The following is a 17167-nucleotide window of genomic DNA, read 5'->3' on the forward strand; positions in this document are numbered from 1 at the left end:
ACTGACTTCCTTGATCGGAAGTCCGCCAAAGCCAACCACTTTTTAATTTTTTAGCGCATCCCTATGGGATGGCTGTGCATATTTTGACAAAAAAATGCTCTTACTTGATAATTTTGTCATGAAGCGATATTTGTGGAGTGAAGTGTCTCCAGACGAAGCCGCGGTTCACATTGGAACAAGCCGCTTAAACAGCGGGAGATGGACTTCGCGGCATGACCATGACTTTTTTGAATGTTTCTGGTGTCTTGAGGGACGCGGTGCCTACTGGCTGAATGGCGAGGAAATTGAATTGCGCCGCGGCGACTTTTGGCTGGTTCGGTCCACAGACGTCCATGCTTTCCTAGCCCGTGGGACTGATCCCCTAGTCTTCACTAATGTTGCTGTCAGTGCAGCGGTCTTTGAGCGGGCGAATTATCTCGATCGCTCGGTCCACGCGTTGTGGCATGGTGAGCGTCGCCATGTCATTGGTGGGTCTGAAGTGACGTCTCTGGACACTTTAGTTCAAGAGGTCGCAGCAAGTAGCCGCGATGCCCTTGATGCGCTATTCTTTCTTATCGGTCTGTTAAGGATAGTGCGTCGACCTTTGGCCTTTAGTAGGAAGTCTGGCATGCCCCGTAGGCTCGAGGAGGCTTTGGTCGTTGGTCGCAGTCCAGAGCATTTAAGGGGCGGTCTAGTCCGGTTGCGCCAATTGTCTGGATACTCAGCGGAACACCTAAGTCGCGTGTTTCGGAAGCACCTGAAAATAACCCCTACCGAATGGTTGAATCGCGAGAGAATCCTACATGCTCGACGTTTGCTCGAAGCAACCTCGCTAAGCGTCCTAGAGATTTCTTTGGAATGTGGGTTTGAGAGCGCCAGTCATTTTCATAACGAGTTCCGCAAGCGCGTGAAACAGACACCCAGGCGTTACCGAACCCGCTTGCTGGAAGTCTCCGGCCTAGCCAGCGAGCGTTCTGATAATCTCGACAATGGGTAAGAAAAGGGCAATCACGATGAAGCCTACTACGACCGCAAGAAAAACGATCATTATCGGCTCGATAATGGAGGTTACCGCATCCACAGCATTGTCTAAATCCTTGTCATAATTATCAGCGATCCGATTGAGCATTTCGGCTAGATCCCCCGTCTCTTCTCCGACGTCTACCATAGAAGTGACCATCGTAGGAAATACGCTTTCGCGATCCATCTGAACCGAAAGTTGTTCACCATCACGAACGGCGTTGTGGATGCGATCGATCGCTTTTTCATAGATGCCGTTTCCCACGATTTCGCGTGTGATGTTGAGCGCTTCAAGTATGGGCACCCCACTCGACATGAGGGTGCCAAAGGTTCGCGTGAAACGGCTGATTACCGCCTTGGTGGCTAAGTCCCCGATTTTCGGAAGTTTTAGGGACAGACTGTCGATCACCGCTTTTCCTACTTGGACTTGACCTGCGTAAGACAGGCCGAAGATGCCGCCGCCGACAAGCAGGATGAATGCGATGATGTTCTCTTTGAGGAAATTACTGATATCTACAACAAATTGGGTCAGCCAGGGCAGGGGGGCGCCTTTCAGCATGCTGTCAAAAATCCCTTGGAAGCTCGGGACGACCACGATCATGAGTAGCACGACAATACCCACTGCGACGGTGATTACGACGGCCGGATATACCATAGCAGACTTGATTTTCTTCTTCGTCTTCAGGGCTTTTTCCTGGAAGGTAGCCAATCTGGAAAGCACGACCTCGAGCACGCCACCCGCTTCACCTGCGCGCACCATGTTGACAAACAATTTGTCGAAAATCTTTGGGTGTTGCACGAGTCCGTCAGAGAGGTTGCTACCCGATTGAACTGTCTCAGAGAGGCTCACTAAGACCTGCTTGAAACGTGGATTATCCTCTTGGCGAATCATGACCTCGAGTGCGCGGACTAAGGGAAGGCCCGAGTTGAGCAGGGTGGCGATTTGGCGGGTAAAGACGGTGATGCCTTCTTCGGAGATGACGGGTCCGAAATTTATACCGCCTCCGCCGCCTTTGCGTTCTTTTACATGCTGTTTCTTGGCTTGTTTGGTGTCGGCAAATACCTTGGTAACCATCAAGCCTTGAGAGCTAATCTTTGCGCGGGCTTCAGTGTCGGAAGCTGCTTGTATCTTTCCTGATTTCTGTTTTCCGGCTTTGTCAATCGCGGTGTATTGGAAGCTAGGCATGGTAGGGTAAGGTTTTGGGGGAGTCGAAGCGGGTTTGGGAAATTAGAGTGTAAAGTGTTGATTCCGGGGACAAGGGACAATCATCAGGACTTAGGTGTATTTCAGCACTTCTTCGATGGTGGTATGCCCATCAAAAATAGCTCGAAGGCCATCATCGCGGAGTGTGCGCATGCCTTGTTCGATGGCCTTTTGGCGCATGACGAGGGTCGGAGCACGCTCAGTCACCAGTTCACGGAATAGATCGGTGACCATGATCATTTCAAAGAGGCCAATACGTCCCCGATAGCCTGTACGGTTACACTCGGGACATCCGGCACCGTAAAAGAAGTTTTTATCTGCAATATCCAGAGGGTCTACCTGGAGCATATCGATTAAGTCGGCGCTGGGTTCGTAGGCTGTTCTGCATGTGCGACAAATTCTGCGAACGAGTCGTTGAGCCAGGACAGCTTCTAAAGATGCAGCAATGAGGAACGGTTCGAGGCCCATGTCCACCAAACGGGTTACTGCACCCGGGGCATCGTTTGTGTGGAGTGTGGACAGCACTACGTGCCCCGTGAGCGAAGCTTGGACCGCGATTTGAGCGGTTTCGATATCGCGAATCTCCCCGACCATCACTTTGTCAGGATCTTGACGCAGAAATGATCGAAGGGCTGAAGCAAAGGTAAGACCGACCGCATGGTTCACCGCAACTTGCATGATGCCTTCAATCTCATACTCGATCGGATCCTCTGCAGTCAGGATCTTGGTTTCGACTTTGTTGACTTCGCGTAATGCAGAGTAAAGCGTTGTCGTTTTACCTGAACCTGTGGGGCCCGTTACAATAAAAATACCGTTGGGACGGGCCACGGTGGAGCGGATGTTGGTCAAAACATCCTCGGGCATGCTCAGGTTATCCAGATCCAGATTGACGACGGATTTATCTAATACCCGCAATACCACGGATTCCCCAAATTGGGTGGGTAGGGTGGATACACGTAAATCGACGGGGCGTCCGGCAATGGTCATCTTGATGCGACCATCCTGAGGCAGGCGGCGCTCAGCGATGTTCATATTCGATAAGACCTTAACTCGCGAAATAACGGGAACCGCCAAGTGTTTTGGAGGCGGCGCCATCTCATACAGCGCACCGTCGATCCGATACCGGATGCGGAATTTGGATTCAAAGGGCTCGAAGTGGATGTCCGAAGCTTTATCCTTAATCGCTTGCTGGAGTATCAAGGTAACAAAGCGGACGATCGGTGTGTCATTGGCCAGAGCAGTAAGCTCTTCGTCGGAAATGTCATCGGCGTCTTTGTCTGGGATATCCACGGTCGAGATCTCGCCGAGAAGATCATCGATGGAGCCGTCTTCTTCGCCATAAGTTGAGGTAACCAGAGATTCGATCAATTCGGGGTTGCTTACCACGAGATTCACATCTTTCGCCAATGTGAACGTGAGGTCATCAATGATTGAGCTGTTAAATGGATCTTTGGAGAGAAGGGTCACGCTTTGCTCATCAGCGCTGAGGGGAATGACGCGGTACATGCGCGCAGTCGAAGGACGGATAGTGCGCGCAATTTGCTCATCGATATTGCCTGGAGGCGCCTCCATAAATTCATAACCAAGGTATTCTGCAATAAGCTCGAGCAGGTGATGTTTGCCAAGGAGCCCAGAGTCAAAAACCGACTCAGCCAATGACTTCCCAGTATCAAGGTGGATTTGATTCAGCTCCTGAAGTTGATCATAAGTAATGGCTTCGGAGTCCTTGAGAATATCGTAGATGGTATCGTTGTGGTCCTCGAACATGTTTGCGGGCTAAAGAGAAAGGAGAATTGGGGTGGGAAATTAAAGTTGGGCGCCGACTTCGATGAGTTTTTCGCGCATGGCCACCGAGTCCTGAGATTTTGTCATCGCCTGATCAGCAGTGATTTGGCCCTGATTGAATAAGCTCAACAGGTGGGTATCGAGTGTGATCATACCTTGAGACCCTCCGGTTTGGATGTCGGAAGTGATGCGGTAAGTCTTGTTGGTGCGGATCAGCTGGGAGATCGATGTATTCATGATCATGATCTCGAATCCTGCGATCCGGCCCCCTCCCACTTTGCGGCACAATACCTGAGAGATGACGGCGACGATTGAGGATGCGAGCTGTGTGCGAATCTGATCTTTGGTATGTGACGGGAAGGCGTCCACAATCCGGTCTACGGTGCGTGCGGCTCCTGTGGTGTGCAATGTCCCAAATACAAGGTGCCCGGTTTCCGCAGCTGAGACGGCAGCTTCTATGGTTTCGAGGTCGCGCATTTCGCCGACGAGGATCACGTCAGGATCCTGGCGTAGCGCACCGCGTATCGCGTCGGCAAAATTTGTCACATCGACACCGACTTCGCGCTGAGTCACGACACAACTCTTGTGCGGGTGATAATATTCGATGGGATCCTCAATAGTGATAATGTGTCCGTCGGTGTTATCGTTGATCCAGTTGATCATCGAAGCGAGCGTCGTTGATTTACCCGAACCCGTAGGACCCGTAACGAGGATGAGGCCGCGTGGCCGAATCAATAAGTCTTTGATGGCATCGGGGAGCCCAATTTCCCCGAGTTTGAACAAAGTGTTGGGTATCTGCCGCAGTACCATGCCATAGTTACCTTTAGCCTTGAGTACGGATACGCGAAAGCGGGCCTGATCCATAAAAGCGAAGCCGAAGTCTGCGGATCCAATCGTCTTCGCCTTTTGCTGATGAGGCTCGGATGCGACTGCCTTCATCAGGTTCTCAGTGTCTTGTGGGTTCAGTATTGGGCCATCGACTGGCGTCATGCCGCCGCTAATGCGTAGCATGGGTGGGACGCCCACCTGGAGGTGGAGGTCCGAAGATCCCTGCTCAACCATTAGCATGAGCAGGTCATTCATTTCATAGGACATGGATGAGAAAGTATGTGGGTAAGGGTTTCAGAAATCAGATAGATCAATCTCCAGACACAGTTACGTGTAAGACTTCTTGAATGGTGGTCATCCCGGAGATCACTTTACGCACACCGTCTTCGCGTAAGGTACGCATGCCGAGTTCCCGCGCTTTATTGCGGATGTCGACGAGGGACTTGTTTTCATAAATCATCTGCTGCATCTCCTCGGTAACAGTAAAAATTTCGAAGATTCCCTTACGGCCTTTGAATCCTGTGCCTCCGTTGTTGGGGTGAGGGATGCCTTTCATGAAATTGGTGTTACTCAGCTCACTCTTACGCAGGCCGAGCAGGGCGAGTTCTGCCTCTGAAGGATCGTAGGGCTCACGATTATTCGGGTCGATCTGACGGATCAGTCGCTGAGCTAGGACGGCGCGTAGCGATGCGGAGACGAGGAAAGGTTTCACGCCGATATCTACCAAGCGACTGACGGCGCTGGGGGCGTCGTTTGTGTGAAGCGTGCTAAACACCATATGCCCGGTGAGGCTGGCATTGACGGCGATTTCAGCAGTCTCTTTATCACGGATTTCACCCACCATGACGATGTTGGGCGCCTGGCGTAACATCGACTTCAACGCAGCTGAGAAGGTCATGCCGATGTCTTTCCGCACTTGGACTTGGTTAATCCCTGCCACCTCATATTCCACCGGATCTTCGACGGTAATGATCTTCCGGTCGGCTTTGTTGATCGCGTTGAGTGCTGAGTAGAGCGTGGTCGATTTTCCGGAGCCTGTTGGGCCGGTAACGAGAAAAATGCCGTCAGGCATGTTGATGATGCGCTCGAAAGTCGATTGATCGTCAGAGAAAAAACCGAGCTGAGGTAGGCCAAGCTTGAGGCCCTCCTTATCAAGAATACGCATCACAATGCTCTCGCCAAATGCCGTGGGGAGGACACTTACCCGGAGGTCGATCATTTTACCCTGGACTGATGTCGCGATCCGGCCGTCCTGCGGGATCCGTTTTTCGGCGATAGAGACATTGGCCATCAGCTTCAGCCGGGAAATGATCGAAGGCTGTAGGCGCTTGGGAGGATTCTCAATTTCCTGAAGGACACCATCGACGCGATAGCGTATGCGGAATCTCTTCTCCAAGGGCTCCATGTGGATGTCCGATGCCCGGCGCCTGATGGCCTCATTGATGAGCATATGGACATACTTGATGATCGGGCCTTCGTCACCTTCCTTCTCGGAAGTTGCCGTCGATGCGGTGGCGGCGTTGGAATTGGAGACTTCCTCCATGCCGGAGAAGAGATCATTCATCTCCGCTGAGGTTTCAGCGACATTGTAGTGTGTCCTGATCGCTGTCTCGATCTGGTCCTGCGTTGCCAATTTGGTCTCAATCGACTTGCTCAGGATATGACCTAAGTTGTCGATCGTATCGACATCGAGTGGATCGAAAATAGCTATCTGGATACCGGTGTCATCGACCTCCAGGGGAAAGACAGTGAATTTCTGAGCTAAATCTGCGCCCACGGTCTCCTCACATTCTGGGGACAAGCGCACGTCAGACATATCCACCATCTCCATGGCAAACTCGTCTGCAAGTGCCTGCGTGATGAGTTCGTGGGTCAGGTGCCCGCGCGATACCAAAAGGTCGATTAATGCACCATCCTCGTCTTCGACCTCCTGGTCTTGTGCCACTTCGGAGCGGGCGACGTCAACCGTATCGGCCGAAACGAGCTCTTTATCAATAATCAGTTGGATTACGAATTCGTCTGCGGAAGTCACTGTGGGGTAGTTGGGTAAATATTGGAGTAGGGTCTAGCGGTTGAGCGTAAGTAGAAATTCGGTGTTTGAGCGCGATTTCTTAATCCGCTGTATCAACATCTCCATGGCTTCGACAGACGGTACGCCCTTCATCGCCCTGCGCAATGAATAAATCTTCGCCAATTCTTCTGGGTGGTAGAGCAGTTCTTCTTTGCGCGTTCCGCTTTTCTCAAAGCTCAGAGCGGGGAAGATACGCTTGTTGACCAGTTCACGATCAAGGTGCAGCTCCATGTTACCCGTGCCCTTGAATTCCTCAAAGATCACCTCGTCCATTTTGGAACCCGTTTCGACGAGAGCCGTAGCAAGGATTGTCAAAGAACCACCGCCTTCGATATTACGTGCAGATCCGAAGAAACGCTTAGGCTTCTGCAGCGCGTTGGCTTCAACACCCCCTGAGAGAATTTTGCCGCTGCTGGGCATCATGGTGTTATAAGCTCGGGCGAGACGTGTGATGGAGTCGAGCAGCAGCACCACGTCTTCGCCGCATTCCACCATGCGTCGTGCTTTCTCGATGACGACCTCTGCAGCGTGCACATGAGACTCAGCGTTCTCGTCAAACGTGGAAGCGATGACTTCTACTCCGTCATGCACGCGGCGTTTGAAGTCAGTCACCTCCTCAGGCCGCTCATCGACGAGAAGAATCATCATGTGAGCCTTTGGGAAATTTTCCTGAATGGAGTGCGCGATGGACTGCATCAGCATGGTCTTACCGGCGCGCGGGGGCGCTACGATGATACCGCGTTGGCCAAAGCCGACCGGTGCGCAGATGTCGACGGTGCGCATCGATGTGTCATCCCAGGTGATTTTGATGTCCGACTCTTTGGGCGTCTCCAGAAGGATGCGTTCAGTCGGGTAATAAGGGATGAGCTCAGTGAATGGGGTGATGGCCTGGATTGCCTCCGGGTCGCGTCCCATGATCGTTTTGACTTCAATTACGACTGGGCAGCTCTCTTCTTCTCGTGGGGCAAGAACGGTGGCTTCCACGGTATGGCCGGGTTGAATGCCAAAGTGTTTGACGAGGCACTCGGGAACGAAAGCAGACAGGGCGCGTTGTCGGTAGTTATCATGGGCATAGACTAAAAGTCCGGCTTCAGTATCTTCTTCGCCCAGCGGATCAAATACCCCAGAAATATGGATGGGACGCTTTTCGGCGGCCTGTTTTCTGAGTACTTCTTGGATTACTTGAATACGCGATGGGGCCGCATCGAACTCGATTTCTGCATCGTCTGCTAGATCACGCAGTTCCTGGATAGAAAGTCTGTAAACATCATCCAGTCTAAGTGTCTCGTCACTGGCATAGCCAATCTCTTCCACGATTTTTTGGAGACCTTCAAAAGAATTGAGCGTCTCGTCTTCCTGGAGGGTGCCCAATTCTAGGCCGGTGTCTTCTTCGGCGTAGCGCATCGCCGCTCCGCCGCGCCCGCGCCCGCGGCGGCTCTTTTTGGGGAAACGCTCTTTCTTAAATTTTTCTTTTTTGCGGCGATTCCGGTTACGGCCTTGGCCTTCACCTGGATTGCCGGATTGTTGATGGGGGTGCCCGCCGCCCGCTTTGTTGAGTGCCTGAGCGTGTCCGCCGAATTCAGGCCGTGAGGCAACGGATTCAAATTTTGCATCGTCGCTTCCAGATTCCTTCACCTCAGCAGGAGTGGGTGCCTCCCGCTCGGGGCTGCGCTCTTTCTCGGAAGGTTCTGGGCCCGGATCGTCATCGCTGGAAAAAAGGAGTCCGCCAGACTTCTTAGCTACGGGTGCTGCTTTTGGTGCGTCGTAGGCAATTTCAGTCTGCTGCGGCGTCGAATCGGCAGTATTTGCTGACCGGCTGGTTTTCTTTTTGGCCGCCTTTTTGACTGCGGTCTTCTTTTTAGCAGCCCGCTTTTTCTTGGCAGGTGTCTTAGCCGCAGGAGGCTCGTTTTCGTTTGCAGCGTGTTCGTTGGGCAGTGCTTCGTCAGATGCCATGCGATTTGTTTGTTATGCTGAGGATACCTGAGTCAGTCAGGCGGATGTTTCCAGCGTAGTAATAAGAGAGTGAACTTGTTGGTGGAGAAATTCGGGTGTGCCGTCGTTGGACAATACAAAATCGGCGCGTTTTTGCTTTTCGTGTGAGGGGAGTTGAAGCCGAATACGTCGGCGTGCCTCTAACTCTTCAATCCCTCGATGCGCTAAGCGTTGGAGCTGGGTGCCCTCGCCGACGATGACAGCAACGGTCAAATCAAAACTCGATTCAAGTTTTTTTTCGAAGAGGAGCGGGATTTCGACGAGCCAAGGTTGTTCTGGGACTTGTTCTAGCGCGGATTGCCATACGTGACGCACGCGTGGATGGAGCAGTTGTTCGAGCCATGTTAGCTGGGTCGGGTCTTTGAAGACGCGTTGGCCGATCCAGGGCCGATTCGCAGTTCCATCTGGTAGGATGGCTGCATCTCCCAATTGTTTTCTCAAGGCTGCCTGCACCTCTGGGTCTTTGTTCAGGAGATCGCGGACGATGGAATCAGCGTCAAGAGTTTGCCATCCGGCAGCCTCAAAGAGATTGCGGACAGTTGACTTTCCTGAGCCGATGCCGCCCGTCAGTCCAAGGCGCCAGCCGCGTCCCACCGGTTTATTATAGGCGGCCATCAGGAGTAAAAAAAAGCTGGGTGATGCGGGTGAGTCCGGCGCGTCGCATGTTTAGGTAAGGGCGCTGTCCCAGGATCTTTTGCTGGGTATCGGTGATCAATTCTTCAGACGCAAGCGTGCCATTTAGGCTCACGATGGGAAGCTGAAAAATAATGAGCCATCGAGCGCCCTTTTGAACACCCTGATGGGCAAATTCCCCAAGGCTATCGTGAGCTGAGCGCTCGCTGCACTTCACCTCGACATGGAGAATATGACTCATGGATTCGTAGCGACGACAACGAAAGTCGCAGGTCTTTGCTGTCCCTTGGCGCCTAGGCGACAGGATGCGGTTCCCGAGGATTTCTGCTGCTTCGATGCTATAGCCCTGTTCGTTCAACCAGAACCCAGATAACAATTCGCTGAGGTCCGATTGCGAGGGCAGGTGTTGGAGTCGCTGCTTAGGATATCCGGCGCGTTTGGCCTGTTGAGACCAAAAGGCCCAGAATGCACCCTCAGCGATCCGCATGAAGCCTCATTCTCCGGTAGTTTCCGACGGTGATCGGTTTACTACAGGTTTAAGCGTGGGGAAAAGGATGGTGTCTCGGATATTTGACGCGCTGGTCAATAGGATGACGAGGCGGTCGATTCCCATGCCCATGCCTCCTGCCGGGGGCATGCCATGCTCCAGTGCCGTTAGAAAGTCTTCATCAAGGTTTTGGATTTCCTCGCCGACCTGTTCCTCAAGTATTTTGCGCTGGATGAGGGGGTCGTTTTGTTCGCTGTAGGCAGGCGCGATCTCTTGACCGTTCATGCAAAATTCAAAGACATCTACGGTGTCGGGATCCTCAGCATTTATCTTAGCTAATGGCACCAGTTCTTTGAGGACATGGGTCACGAAGGTGGGTTGGATGAGGTTGGGCTCGATGCGTTTTTCAAATACGTCGTTCGTTACCTCGTAGTCTTCGAGAGTGGGATTCACTTCAATGCCCATCGCGTCGGTGATCTTGAGTTTCTCAGCCTTTGGTAGCTCGAACCAGTCACTGCGCTGGGTGGCATCAAAAATGAGATCTTTATACTTGGCGACACGCCAATCGCCCCCGAGTTGGATCACTTCATCGCGGCCGAATACAGGGATCTCATCTTTGCCAATGACCTCGCGTGTGATGCGCTGGATCATGCTTTTGACCAGCTCCATCATGCCTTCGAAGTCTGAGTATGCTTGGTAGGCCTCAAGCAAAGTAAATTCGGGGTTATGACGTCGCGACAGCCCTTCGTTGCGGAAAACACGGCCGATCTCAAAAACCCGGTCGCAGCCACCAACCATGAGGCGTTTCAGGTGCAGCTCTAGGGCGATCCTCAGAAAGAAAGGGCAGTCGAGAGCATTGAAGTGCGTCTCGAAGGGACGGGCAGCCGCGCCACCAGCGATATTATGGAGCACCGGCGTTTCTACTTCCTCGAAGTCGCGCTCCCAGAAAAACTCACGGATGGAGCGAAGAATTTGACTGCGCGTGCGGAATCGGTCGCGGGATTCAGTATTGGAAATGAGGTCTAGGTAACGCTGGCGGTAGATTTGATCACTGTCGGTGAGCCCATGGAATTTTTCGGGTAGCGGGCGTAGGGTCTTCGTGACCAAGGCGTAGTCCTCGACGCGCACGGTGATCTCACCTGTCGAGGTTTTGAAAAGCGGTCCTGCGACTCCAATGAAGTCGCCGAGGTCGAGTTTCTTAAAATAGGTGTTGTAGATCCCCTCGGGTAGCGCGTCGCGCGTTACATAAAGTTGGATGATGCCATCGCGATCGAGGATCTTGACAAAGCTTGCCTTACCCATGACTCGGAACGTCACAATGCGGCCTGCCACAGACACGCGAGCCTGCGGTTCGTCTTCAGCCAAAGCTTCATCAAACTGGGCTACAGCGGATTTGGAGGTATGCGTTTGTTCCCAGTTGTTGCGGAATGGGTCTAGGCCCTCACTCCGCAGCTTAGCGAGTTTTTCATTACGAACCGCAAATTGGTCCGAACTGTTGTCCGTTGGCTGCTTTGGCTTGCTCATGGTTGGTAAATCGGGAAGCCGTGCAGCAAACAGCCAGATACGCAGGATGCAAAGAGAAACGCGGTATTCATCGGATTTGGCGTTTTCAAACTCTTATTTCCCTGGGTGTGACAAGCACTGCGCGGGATACTTAGATTTTGTAGGGTGATCGCGAGAGCGATTGCCCTCATACTCCGAGAAGGGACTGTCTACAGCAAATGACTTGCTCATAGCTGTTAAGCTTGTTGAAACAGAGAGTTTGTATGCAAAAAGAGGTCGTCATCACCGGACTAGGATTTGTCACAAGCATCGGAAACAGTATCGACGCAGTGGAGTCGAGCCTGCGCGAGCAGAAATCTGGGATCGAGCGTTATGCGCCTTTCGTGGATAATAATGAGCCTGTATCCGTTATGGGTACGATCAAAGGCTTTGATCTGAGTTCTCCCGAGCAGGAGGACTGGACCTATCCAGAACGTTTTTGGCTGAGTCGTTCAATGTTGCGCGGAATGTCGCCTCACAGCCTATACAGTATTAGTGCGGTTGAGGATGCGCTCATTGATGCGGGTTTAGACAAAAAAGAGACGTCTAATCCACGCACAGGCCTGTATGGGGCATCTGGGGGGTCGACAAGCATGATGCACTATAATTTAACCCGGCTCAAAAAACTTGGAGTGGATCGGGTAAACCCTAAAGGGATTGTGTCCTCGGTGGCGGGAACGCTCACTTTTAATTTGGTATCTTATTTTAAAATCCAGGGCTTTTCTTCGGGTTTTGTCTCTGCATGCGCTTCATCGGGTCACGCGATCGGGTTTGCTTGGGATGCAATTTACAATGGACATCAAGATCGGATGATCGTGGTCGGAGCGGAGGATGGAGACGTGGACTGCATTCTGCCCTTCGCCGGAATGCGTGCGCTGAGCGTCAATCCAGATCCTACTAAGGCGTCACGTCCTTTCGACAAAGACCGAGACGGTTTTGTTGGGACGGGTGGGGCAACAGCGTTGATCCTTGAGGAACGCTCTATTGCCGAGGCGCGCGGTGCTAAAATCTACGGTCGTTTCCTTGGTTGGGGCCAATCGAGTGATGGCTACAATCCAGTCCTCCCGCTGCCGGATGGTTCAGGCTTGGCTCGGTCGATGACATCGGCTCTCGAACAAGCGAACGTTCAGCCTTCCAATGTGGGTTATCTCAATGCACATGCTCCTTCGACGCCTTTTGGAGATGCTGCAGAGATTAAGGGCATCAAAAGCATATTTGAAGAAGGTGCCCGTCCCAAGGTGTCCAGCACGAAGGCGTTGACTGGGCACGGGCTCAGTTTGGCCAGTGCGATGGAAGCTGCATTTACAGTGTTGGCTTTAGATCGTGGCTTCTTGCCGGGTTCGGCCAATATCGAGAACCTTGACCCCATGACGGATGGAGTCCCAATCCTCAGGCAGAGCGAGGAGACGTCCTGCGATTTCGCTATGAGTACGAGCAGCGGATTCGGTGGCGCGAATGTATCTCTTGTCTTTGGCCGTGAAGCCTGACGGCACAGAGCGCATTTGCTTATTGCAGGACTACCTGCGCATGGGAGGTACGGAGCGACACAGTGTGCATCTATGCCAAAAATGGTCGAAAGTCGGGACCGATGTCATGTTACTAACAGCGCGCCCAGGTGGGGCTTTGGCTCCCATTATCCAGGATAGTGAGGTCGACTGGAGATCTGCTCAGCCGTTTGATTTCAAATTGAATTGGTTCCCGCCAAGTTTAGGGAAAATACTGACCGAGTTTAACCCCCAACGCGTAGTAATGATGGGTCGGGTCGCCAATGAACAAGGTTCCTGGCTTCGGCGAAGATTTCCTTCGATTGAGCTTACCGCTACGGTTCGGACGGGGAGGCGTTTTACACGGCGTTACATTGCCGGCTTATTGGATGCTGACGCAGTGCGTGTGAATAGTGACTACGCGCACGAGCGTGTGCTGGCGATTGGAGTCGATCCTAAGAGAGTCGTAGTCGATCCAAATGAGGAGTTGGTTCAATTAAGTCGTGAGGAGCGATTGAATCAGCGCGCCGCGCGACGGCACTCTTTTGGTGTCCCCGGCGACACTAAGGTACTCCTACAGGTGGGCGCGTTTCGTCCTGGCAAGCGACACAGTGATTTACTCGAAGTGTTTCGATCGTTGGTGGTGCGGCATCCCAATACCGAGCTATGGTGGGTCGGTGCAGGGCCCTTGATGAGTAAGCTCCAGCGTAATGTGTCGCGAGCAGGTTTGAGCCAACGTGTCCGTTTCTTTGGAATTCAGTTGGATGTCAGTCCTCTTTATTATGCAGCCGACATCGCGGTGACGGCCTCTGTAGAGGAATCCAATAGTAACTTCGTACTCGAAGCACGACGGGCGGGATTACCAGTCATTGCTCAGAGATCTGGAGGCACTGAGGCTTCAGTTTTAGGAGTCGACTGGGTCGATGGTCTAGATGCTTTAGAAGCGGCGATTGAGGAGAAAATTCAATGACTCAGCAGCTTTTTCTTCTCAGACAGTTTTCACTGCGCGCGGTGCAGCAGCGTTTTCGTGGCTCTGTGCTGGGCTGGGGCTGGATCATCGGGCAGCCACTCTTAATGATGGCTGTTTATACGACCGTATTTGGGGTGATCTTTGGGGGGAGCTACGGTGGACAGGCTGATGACAGCACGCTTGCTTATGCCTTGGGCATTTTCTTGAGCCTCACGGTCTACGGTGTTTTTAGCGATGTGGTGAATGCCTCGCCGACGGCGATTTTAGGGAATGCGATTTACGTAAAGAAAGTGCGCTTTCCGCTCGAAGTCTTACCCCTTTCGTCTCTTGCGGTCCCGTGGGTCAACTTAGCCGTCCAGTTGGTCCTTGTTTTGGTTTTTGGTGTGTCGACCGGCTTTTTGGATATAGGTGGATTAATTCCAAGCGGGGTGATGCTGGCGATCCTATTGATTGGTTCAGCAGGGCTGGCTTTTTGGATTTCTGCCTTGGGTGTTTTTTTTAGGGATATCCAGCAGCTAGCGAGTGTATTCAGCCTGGTCGGTCTCTATGCGAGTGCAGTGTTTTATTCCTCGGTGGATGCGCAATCAGCTCAACCAGAATTGTGGGCTTGGTTGAGAATCAATCCATTGCTGCACCTGGTCGAAAATGTGAGAGGCGCGCTACTTTTTGGACTGTCTGTTGACTGGGTCGGCGTGACTTGGAGTGGGGTATGCGCCGTGTTGACGTTGGTGAGCGGAGTCGTGTTTTTCAGATGGATCAAGAGTTCGTTTGCCGACGTGCTTTGAAGCAGTCCGCACAAATTCAGTCGGCTGCCTTGTCTCCAGGGTCTTTTGATATGGGCGATTCGGTGCCTTGTTTTTCGTGCATGGCATCGGCGTCTTTTTGGCGGTGCTCGATGCCGAAAAGGGGAGCGCGTGGCAAGGCTCCAAAGCGTGCACTGAGCACGGGCTGCCCGGTGTTTGGAACGACTTGAACGCCGCGATCATCCCAGCATTCGATCATATCAAAGTCCTTGGTGCAGGTGACCTCCATTTCAGGGAGGTGGTGTTTCTTGAGCCAGTCTTTAACGGGTTGGATACCTTTTTCGTGACTCGCTCGGGCGGTAAATACGCGCACCTCAAAACCCTGGGCGATCCATTCTTTGACGCGGATGACCATTTCGGGAATAGGTTTTCCGATATGGTCAAAACCTTCCCAACCGTCGTAGTAGGCCAGGGTGGCGTCGAGATCGATGCCAATCCAACGCTTGCCCTTGGAGAGGCGCTCATCGTCATTCGACTTCTCGGTCTCCTCCGGGTTAATTGGGGGTTCCTCATTGAGTGGGCCAATAGGTTCCGGCTGGGTGGCGTTCTTCGATTTGAACAGTTTGCTGAGAAAGCTCATGACTGGCTGAATTGTCTGGTGTTGGGCACAAAAAAACGACTGCGGGAGGCGCAGTCGTTTGAAAAGCAGAAAAATGAATGTCTATGCTGCGTGTTCGGCGCGCATGCGGCGATACTCACTGAAGGAAATGAGTCGCTTTCGGTCTTCATCCCAGAGTGAAAGAAAGGCGCATTTTATACTGCTTAAGATGGTGAGGGTTGGTGCTTCCTCGAACATTTTGTGATTATTGTGACACTGCTCCAGTAGGTAGTTAGGGATCTTAGGAGTCAGGTGGTGCACATGGTGGTAACCAATATTTCCAGAGAACCACTGAAGGATCTTTGGCAGCTTATACATGGAAGATCCCTTGATGGCTGCCTCGGTGTAGTTCCAGTCGTCGTTGTGCTCCCAGTAAGCGTCTTCGTATTGATGCTGAACGTAAAAGAGCCATGATCCCACAGCTGCAGCGACCCACATGGGGAGGAAATAGGCGAGGAAGGTGGTAGCGAAGCCAAAGTTGATGAGTAGTGCCGTGACGATGGTTAGGAGGATCAGGTTGTGCACGAATAATTCACGACGTTCCTTGTGCCAGTCTACCGAGTGAGCGTCGGGGAGGCGGTGCAGGATGAGGAATTGGAAGGGCGCTCCGATAACAAAGAGGAACAGCGGGTTACGATAGACCTTATACCAAATGCGGCGGGCTAATGAGTAACTCTCGTATTCCTTGATGGTGGCTGTTTTTATATCGCCAATGCCACGGCTAGATAGGTTGCCGCTCGATGCATGGTGGGCGTTGTGGCTGCGGCGCCAATAGAGGTAGGGGGTAAAGGTGATGAGTCCACACAGAAAGCCGAGCATGTCAGCCGAGCGCTTTTTTTTGAGGAAGGATCCGTGTCCGCAATCATGTTGAATAATGAAAATGCGCACCATGAAGCCGGCAGTGAGCACCGCGAGGAGTGCTGCAAGGAGTGGCGCCTGGGGTGCTAGCCAAAAATTGAATGCAGTGAGGGCGAGATATGGGCCGATCGAATTGACGACCTGAAATCCGCTGCGCAGTGCTGAAGATTTTTGGTATGGGGCAACAATTTTGCGCCATTCATTGCGCTCGGGCAGTCCAGTAGTGTGTGACATGGTTTGTTTGGGTTTTGTCAGGTGAAATACAGAGATTACTTATCGACAAGTTAGTTCGCAAATTGTCGGGAGAAATGAAGCTCTACTTACAGGTGTGATAAACTGCCATCGTCGGTAATGCGGCGATAGTAGCAGCCGCTGCGCGAAGTTCCCGTCTCGTCTTTCGTGTGGCAGGTTCCTTTTCCTTGAGGCCTAACAAGGTAGAGGATGCTGTTCTGTTCACAATTTACACGAATATCTTCAATGTGAAGCGAGTCACCAGAGGTTTTGCCTTTGATCCAGAGCTCATTTCGAGAGCTGCTCCAAAATGTCGCCAGTCCGCTTTCTCTGGTATAATTAAGAGCTGTCTCGTTGGCGTAACCGACCATCAAGACTTCGCCAGTCGACGCGTTTTGAGCCACGGCAGGAATCAGATCTTGGCCGCACTCGGCGACTTTCTTCAACTTGCTAAAGTCAAGCTCAAGGGTCGAGTCCTCTTCGCGTTCGTGTTGGTTCATCGACAGAACAGATAAATGTGGAGGCGCTGAGGTCAATTCTTTGTTAGGTTTGGAGATGTTCAGCGCGGCACTCAGCTACGATACTCCGTGGACTCAATACTTAACAAAGGGTTCCTTTATTCATCCGTCATCGGGACTTTTGGGGCGCCGGCGATTTGATCGTGCTGTTCACTTTCAACGCC

Annotated in this window: 15 protein-coding genes; 4 read left to right on the forward strand and 11 right to left on the reverse strand. The window is 52.3% G+C overall.

Going from position 1 to position 17167, the window contains the following annotated elements:
• Positions 1-118 precede the first annotated feature (118 nt).
• The gene (locus HRU10_11445) at positions 119-976 is read left to right on the forward strand and encodes a helix-turn-helix domain-containing protein (protein NRA27846.1); all 858 of its coding nucleotides are present in this window, start codon (positions 119-121) and stop codon (positions 974-976) included.
• On the opposite strand, the gene HRU10_11450 is transcribed toward HRU10_11445, so the two are convergent.
• The 8 genes from HRU10_11450 to lysS all read right to left on the reverse strand — a co-directional run bounded on the left by HRU10_11450 (position 938) and on the right by lysS (position 11523).
• Positions 938-2185 (reverse strand): type II secretion system F family protein, encoded by a 1248-nt coding sequence (locus HRU10_11450; GenBank protein ID NRA27847.1) that lies wholly within the window; start codon positions 2183-2185, stop codon positions 938-940. The genes HRU10_11445 and HRU10_11450 overlap by 39 nt on opposite strands.
• Positions 2186-2275: 90 nt before the next feature.
• Positions 2276-3970 (reverse strand): type II/IV secretion system protein, encoded by a 1695-nt coding sequence (locus HRU10_11455; protein NRA27848.1) that lies wholly within the window; start codon positions 3968-3970, stop codon positions 2276-2278.
• A gap of 39 nt (positions 3971-4009) precedes the next feature.
• On the reverse strand, positions 4010-5083 hold the full coding sequence (locus tag HRU10_11460) for a type IV pilus twitching motility protein PilT (GenBank protein ID NRA27849.1): 1074 nt from the start codon (positions 5081-5083) through the stop codon (positions 4010-4012).
• A gap of 43 nt (positions 5084-5126) precedes the next feature.
• Entirely contained in the window at positions 5127-6848 is a 1722-nt protein-coding gene (locus HRU10_11465; protein NRA27850.1) for a type II/IV secretion system protein, read from the reverse strand.
• Positions 6849-6881: 33 nt separating this feature from the next.
• Entirely contained in the window at positions 6882-8291 is a 1410-nt protein-coding gene (rho, locus tag HRU10_11470) for a transcription termination factor Rho (GenBank protein ID NRA27851.1), read from the reverse strand.
• A gap of 585 nt (positions 8292-8876) precedes the next feature.
• Entirely contained in the window at positions 8877-9494 is a 618-nt protein-coding gene (locus HRU10_11475; protein ID NRA27852.1) for a dephospho-CoA kinase, read from the reverse strand.
• Entirely contained in the window at positions 9481-9999 is a 519-nt protein-coding gene (locus HRU10_11480) for a hypothetical protein (GenBank protein NRA27853.1), read from the reverse strand. The genes HRU10_11475 and HRU10_11480 overlap by 14 nt, the downstream gene beginning before the upstream one ends.
• 6 nt (positions 10000-10005) lie before the next feature.
• Positions 10006-11523, reverse strand: a complete 1518-nt coding sequence (gene lysS / locus HRU10_11485) for a lysine--tRNA ligase (GenBank protein ID NRA27854.1) — start codon at positions 11521-11523, stop codon at positions 10006-10008.
• A 242-nt stretch (positions 11524-11765) separates the two neighbouring features.
• On the opposite strand from lysS, the gene HRU10_11490 reads away from it, so the two are divergent.
• Genes HRU10_11490 through HRU10_11500 form a run of 3 tightly spaced genes read left to right on the forward strand, consistent with a single transcriptional unit; the run spans position 11766 to position 14780 of the window.
• Positions 11766-13028, forward strand: a complete 1263-nt coding sequence (locus tag HRU10_11490) for a beta-ketoacyl-[acyl-carrier-protein] synthase family protein (protein ID NRA27855.1) — start codon at positions 11766-11768, stop codon at positions 13026-13028.
• On the forward strand, positions 12997-13995 hold the full coding sequence (locus HRU10_11495) for a glycosyltransferase (protein NRA27856.1): 999 nt from the start codon (positions 12997-12999) through the stop codon (positions 13993-13995). The genes HRU10_11490 and HRU10_11495 overlap by 32 nt, the downstream gene beginning before the upstream one ends.
• The gene (locus HRU10_11500) at positions 13992-14780 is read left to right on the forward strand and encodes an ABC transporter permease (GenBank protein NRA27857.1); all 789 of its coding nucleotides are present in this window, start codon (positions 13992-13994) and stop codon (positions 14778-14780) included. The genes HRU10_11495 and HRU10_11500 overlap by 4 nt, the downstream gene beginning before the upstream one ends.
• Before the next feature lie 16 nt (positions 14781-14796).
• Here the strand turns inward: HRU10_11500 and HRU10_11505 are convergent, their stop codons facing one another.
• The 3 genes from HRU10_11505 to HRU10_11515 all read right to left on the reverse strand — a co-directional run bounded on the left by HRU10_11505 (position 14797) and on the right by HRU10_11515 (position 16985).
• Complete coding sequence (locus HRU10_11505) at positions 14797-15378, reverse strand: hypothetical protein (GenBank protein ID NRA27858.1); 582 nt, start codon at positions 15376-15378, stop codon at positions 14797-14799.
• Positions 15379-15459: 81 nt separating this feature from the next.
• Positions 15460-16488: a fatty acid desaturase gene (locus HRU10_11510; protein ID NRA27859.1), complete on the reverse strand. Its 1029-nt coding sequence runs from the start codon at positions 16486-16488 to the stop codon at positions 15460-15462.
• Positions 16489-16574: 86 nt separating this feature from the next.
• Positions 16575-16985 (reverse strand): phosphoribosyl-AMP cyclohydrolase, encoded by a 411-nt coding sequence (locus HRU10_11515; GenBank protein NRA27860.1) that lies wholly within the window; start codon positions 16983-16985, stop codon positions 16575-16577.
• Between the last annotated feature and the right edge of the window lie 182 nt (positions 16986-17167).

The sequence above is a fragment of the Opitutales bacterium genome (assembly GCA_013215165.1).
Taxonomy (GTDB): domain Bacteria; phylum Verrucomicrobiota; class Verrucomicrobiia; order Opitutales; family JABSRG01; genus JABSRG01.

Bases quoted from the DNA above. Each gene is read 5' to 3' on its own strand.
- HRU10_11445 (NRA27846.1), top strand. From the start codon at position 119: ATGAAGCGATATTTGTGGAGTGAAGTGTCTCCAGACGAAGCCGCGGTT.
- HRU10_11450 (NRA27847.1), bottom strand. From the start codon at position 2,185: ATGCCTAGCTTCCAATACACCGCGATTGACAAAGCCGGAAAACAGAAA.
- HRU10_11455 (NRA27848.1), bottom strand. From the start codon at position 3,970: ATGTTCGAGGACCACAACGATACCATCTACGATATTCTCAAGGACTCC.
- HRU10_11460 (NRA27849.1), bottom strand. From the start codon at position 5,083: ATGTCCTATGAAATGAATGACCTGCTCATGCTAATGGTTGAGCAGGGA.
- rho (NRA27851.1), bottom strand. From the start codon at position 8,291: ATGCGCTACGCCGAAGAAGACACCGGCCTAGAATTGGGCACCCTCCAG.
- HRU10_11475 (NRA27852.1), bottom strand. From the start codon at position 9,494: ATGGCCGCCTATAATAAACCGGTGGGACGCGGCTGGCGCCTTGGACTG.
- HRU10_11480 (NRA27853.1), bottom strand. From the start codon at position 9,999: ATGCGGATCGCTGAGGGTGCATTCTGGGCCTTTTGGTCTCAACAGGCC.
- lysS (NRA27854.1), bottom strand. From the start codon at position 11,523: ATGAGCAAGCCAAAGCAGCCAACGGACAACAGTTCGGACCAATTTGCG.
- HRU10_11490 (NRA27855.1), top strand. From the start codon at position 11,766: ATGCAAAAAGAGGTCGTCATCACCGGACTAGGATTTGTCACAAGCATC.
- HRU10_11495 (NRA27856.1), top strand. From the start codon at position 12,997: ATGTATCTCTTGTCTTTGGCCGTGAAGCCTGACGGCACAGAGCGCATT.
- HRU10_11500 (NRA27857.1), top strand. From the start codon at position 13,992: ATGACTCAGCAGCTTTTTCTTCTCAGACAGTTTTCACTGCGCGCGGTG.
- HRU10_11505 (NRA27858.1), bottom strand. From the start codon at position 15,378: ATGAGCTTTCTCAGCAAACTGTTCAAATCGAAGAACGCCACCCAGCCG.
- HRU10_11510 (NRA27859.1), bottom strand. From the start codon at position 16,488: ATGTCACACACTACTGGACTGCCCGAGCGCAATGAATGGCGCAAAATT.
- HRU10_11515 (NRA27860.1), bottom strand. From the start codon at position 16,985: ATGAACCAACACGAACGCGAAGAGGACTCGACCCTTGAGCTTGACTTT.